The sequence below is a fragment of the uncultured Aquabacterium sp. genome, from assembly GCF_913773725.1.
Lineage (GTDB): Bacteria > Pseudomonadota > Gammaproteobacteria > Burkholderiales > Burkholderiaceae_C > Aquabacterium.
The window spans coordinates 1-2990 of the sequence record NZ_CAJYGK010000072.1; the positions used below are offsets into that span (position 1 = coordinate 1).

Annotated in this window: 3 protein-coding genes; all 3 read left to right on the forward strand. The window is 66.4% G+C overall.

Going from position 1 to position 2990, the window contains the following annotated elements; all coding sequences use genetic code 11:
* Window positions 1-782: terminase TerL endonuclease subunit (locus tag QZ709_RS08445; RefSeq protein WP_294636845.1), on the forward strand; the 782-nt coding region annotated here is incomplete at its 5' end.
* Window positions 779-2083 (forward strand): phage portal protein, encoded by a 1305-nt coding sequence (locus tag QZ709_RS08450; protein WP_294636846.1) that lies wholly within the window; start codon window positions 779-781, stop codon window positions 2081-2083. The genes QZ709_RS08445 and QZ709_RS08450, both read left to right, overlap by 4 nt.
* The gene (locus tag QZ709_RS08455; protein WP_294636847.1) at window positions 2064-2864 is read left to right on the forward strand and encodes a head maturation protease, ClpP-related; all 801 of its coding nucleotides are present in this window, start codon (window positions 2064-2066) and stop codon (window positions 2862-2864) included. The genes QZ709_RS08450 and QZ709_RS08455 overlap by 20 nt, the downstream gene beginning before the upstream one ends.
* Window positions 2865-2990 lie beyond the last annotated feature (126 nt).

Consider the following 2990-nt stretch of genomic DNA (forward strand, 5'->3'; position numbering starts at 1 on the left):
AGCAGGGACTCAAGGAGTTCTGGGCCAAGCACCTCAACGTCGAGATCGGGCTCAACCTGCGCTCCGACCGCTGGGCTGGCGCTGACTTCTGGGAGGCTGCGGCCATCCCCGTGTTTTCGCTGGAGGAGCTGTTGGAGCGCAGCGAGGTGGTGGAGGTCGGGATCGATGGCGGCGGCCTGGATGACTTGCTCGGCTTGGCGGTGGTCGGCCGCGAGGCTGACACCGGGAAATGGCTTTCCTGGGGGCGAGGCTGGATCCACCAGATCGCCCTGGAGCGGCGCAAGTCCGAGGAGTCCAAGTACCGCGACTTCATCAAGTCCGGCGACCTGGTGCTGGTGGCACGGGTCGGCCAGGACGTGGAAGAGGTGGTCCAGATCGTGGAGCAGATCGTGGACACGGGCCTGCTCGACAAGGTGGGCGTGGACCGCCTGGGCCTGGGCGCCATTTACGACGCTCTGGTCGGCACCGATGACGAGCCCGGCCCGGTTGAGGCCGCCCAGGTGGTGGGCATTCCGCAGGGCTACCAACTCAACGGCGCGATCAAGACGGCCGAGCGCCACGTCGCCGCCAGGAAGCTGGTGCACGGCGGGAGCGCCCTCATGGCCTGGTGCGTGGGCAACGCCAAGACGGTGATGCAGGGCAACGCCGTGACCATCACCAAGCAGGCCAGCGGCGTCGGAAAGATCGACCTGCTGATGGCCCTTTTCGATGCCGTGTATCTCATGGCCCTGAACCCGGAGGCGAAGGCCGGCCCGGCGATCTACTCAATGGAGCTGGGATGACACAGACGTACAACATGACCGCGCACCAGCACGGCAGCCGAGTGCTGTCCGGCTGGATTGCGGGCCGCGATGGTGCGGCAGAGCGCGCCGGCCTGGTGGCGCTGGGCGAGAACGAGGTCACCAGCAGCGGAACGTCCATGGGCGAGCTGGCAAACCTGCTGGGCGCATCGAGCCGCTCGGCGGCCGGTGTGCGCGTCACCAAGGAAACGGCCATGCGCGTGTCGGTGGTCTATGCCGCTGTCTCGTTGGTCGCGGGCGCCATCGCCTCGCTGCCCATCTCGATCTATGAGCGAGACACGCGCGAGAAGGTGGATCACGACTACTGGTACTTGCTCAACGAGAACGCGGGCGGCGTCTGGTCCGCCTTCACGTTCTGGGAGTACCTGATGAGCGCCAAGCTCTTCGAGGGGGACGGCTTCGCCGAGTTGGTGCGCTCCAGCGTGCGCAGCTCCAAGATCATCGCGCTCAAGCCGCACCATCCGCTGAGCGTGGATCCGTTCCGCAAGGGCGACAAGGTGCTGTACCGCATCAACCCCTCGGACGGCGGTCCGGCATACACGCTGGACAGCGCGGACATGCTGCATGTCCCGAGCCTGGGATTCGACGGCCTGCGCAGCCCCAGTGCGATCACCTTCGCCGGGCGCGAGGCAATCGGCGCGGCCATTGCCGCCCAGGAGCACACCAGCCGGTTCTTTGCCGGTGGCGCGAACATCGACTACGCGCTCAAGGCGCCTGGTCGGCTCTCCGACAAGCAGCTGGGCGACCTCAAGGCCTCATTGCTGGCGCGGGCGATGAACGGTGGCCGGGGGCCGCTGATCCTCTCGGGTGGCCTGGAGCCGGCGCAGCTGTCCATCAACAGCAAGGATGCCGAGATCCTGGCCACACGCCTGTTCAACGTGGAGGAGATCTCCCGGATCCTCGGCGTGCCGCCGCACATGATTGGCCACACGGACAAGCAGACCAGCTTCGGCACGGGCATCGAGCAGCAGGGCATAGGCTTCGTGCGCTACACGCTGCAGCGCCACCTGACGCCGATCAAGCAGGAGCTGAACCGCAAGTTCTGGCCCGTCCGCGAGAAGCTGTTCCTGGAGCACATGGTCGAGGCCCTGGAGCGGGCCGACCTGAAGACCCGTTACGAGGCCTACCGCATCGCGATGGGCCGGGCCGGCGAGATGCCTTGGATGGACGCCAGCGAGGTGCGCCGCCGCGAGAACCTGCCGCCGAACGCCAGCCTGCTGCGCAACCCCGGCAACCCCGGAAAAGATGACGGGAAGGGAAACAATGAAAAACCGACTCAGTAAGCTGTACGCGGACAACCGCCGCGCCAGTGCCCGCAAGTTCGAGGTGGTGGCCAAGGCCGCCGACCGCGAGGCCGAGGTCTACCTCTACGACCACATCGTATCCAGTGAGCTGGAGGCCGAATGGTGGGGCGGCATCGCCCCGGGGCCGTTCGTGAAGGCCATTCGTGATCTGGACGTGGACACCATCCATCTGCGCATCAACAGCCCAGGCGGCTCGGTCTTCGCAGCCCGCGCCATGGAGCAGGCCCTGCGCGAGCACGGCGCCAAGGTGATCGTGCACATCGATGGCATCGCGGCCAGTGCGGCGACCTTCATCGCCATGGCGGGCGAGGAGGTGATCATGGCCAAGGGCGCCATGTTCATGATCCACAAGGCATGGACCGGCATGTGGGGCAACGCCAACGACCTGCGCAAAGAGGCCGACCTCCTGGACAAGATCGACGGCACCCTGGCCGAGACCTACGCGGCGAAGACCGGCAAGGAACTGGCGCAGATCGCTGATTGGATGGCCGAGGAAACGTGGTTCACCGCCGACGAGGCGCTGGAGAACGGCTTCGCCACCTCCATCGCCGCCAGCGACGCCAAGGCACGCGCAAGCGCCAGGGCCAATGCCAAGGCATGGAACCTCTCGGCCTACGCCAACGCGCCGCGTGACCCCTGCGACGAGCCCGAGCCCACGCCCAAGGCTGAACCCGCGAACGATCAGCAGTTCGCCACCGAAGACCACCGCGCCCGCCAGCAGCAGCGTTTGAGCATGCTGGCTCGCCTCTCCCATCAGTAAAGCGCCTCGCGCAACTGAGACCGCCGCCCACCGAGGCGGCTTTTTCATGTCCGAACGACCTGCGCGAGCGGTCACAACCTGAAAGAAAGGCTCACCATGAGCAAACTTGCACAACTGCGCGCCCAG

Coding starts and splice junctions, on each gene's coding strand:
- QZ709_RS08450 (WP_294636846.1), top strand. CDS start 779: ATGACACAGACGTACAACATGACCGCGCACCAGCACGGCAGCCGAGTG.
- QZ709_RS08455 (WP_294636847.1), top strand. CDS start 2,064: ATGAAAAACCGACTCAGTAAGCTGTACGCGGACAACCGCCGCGCCAGT.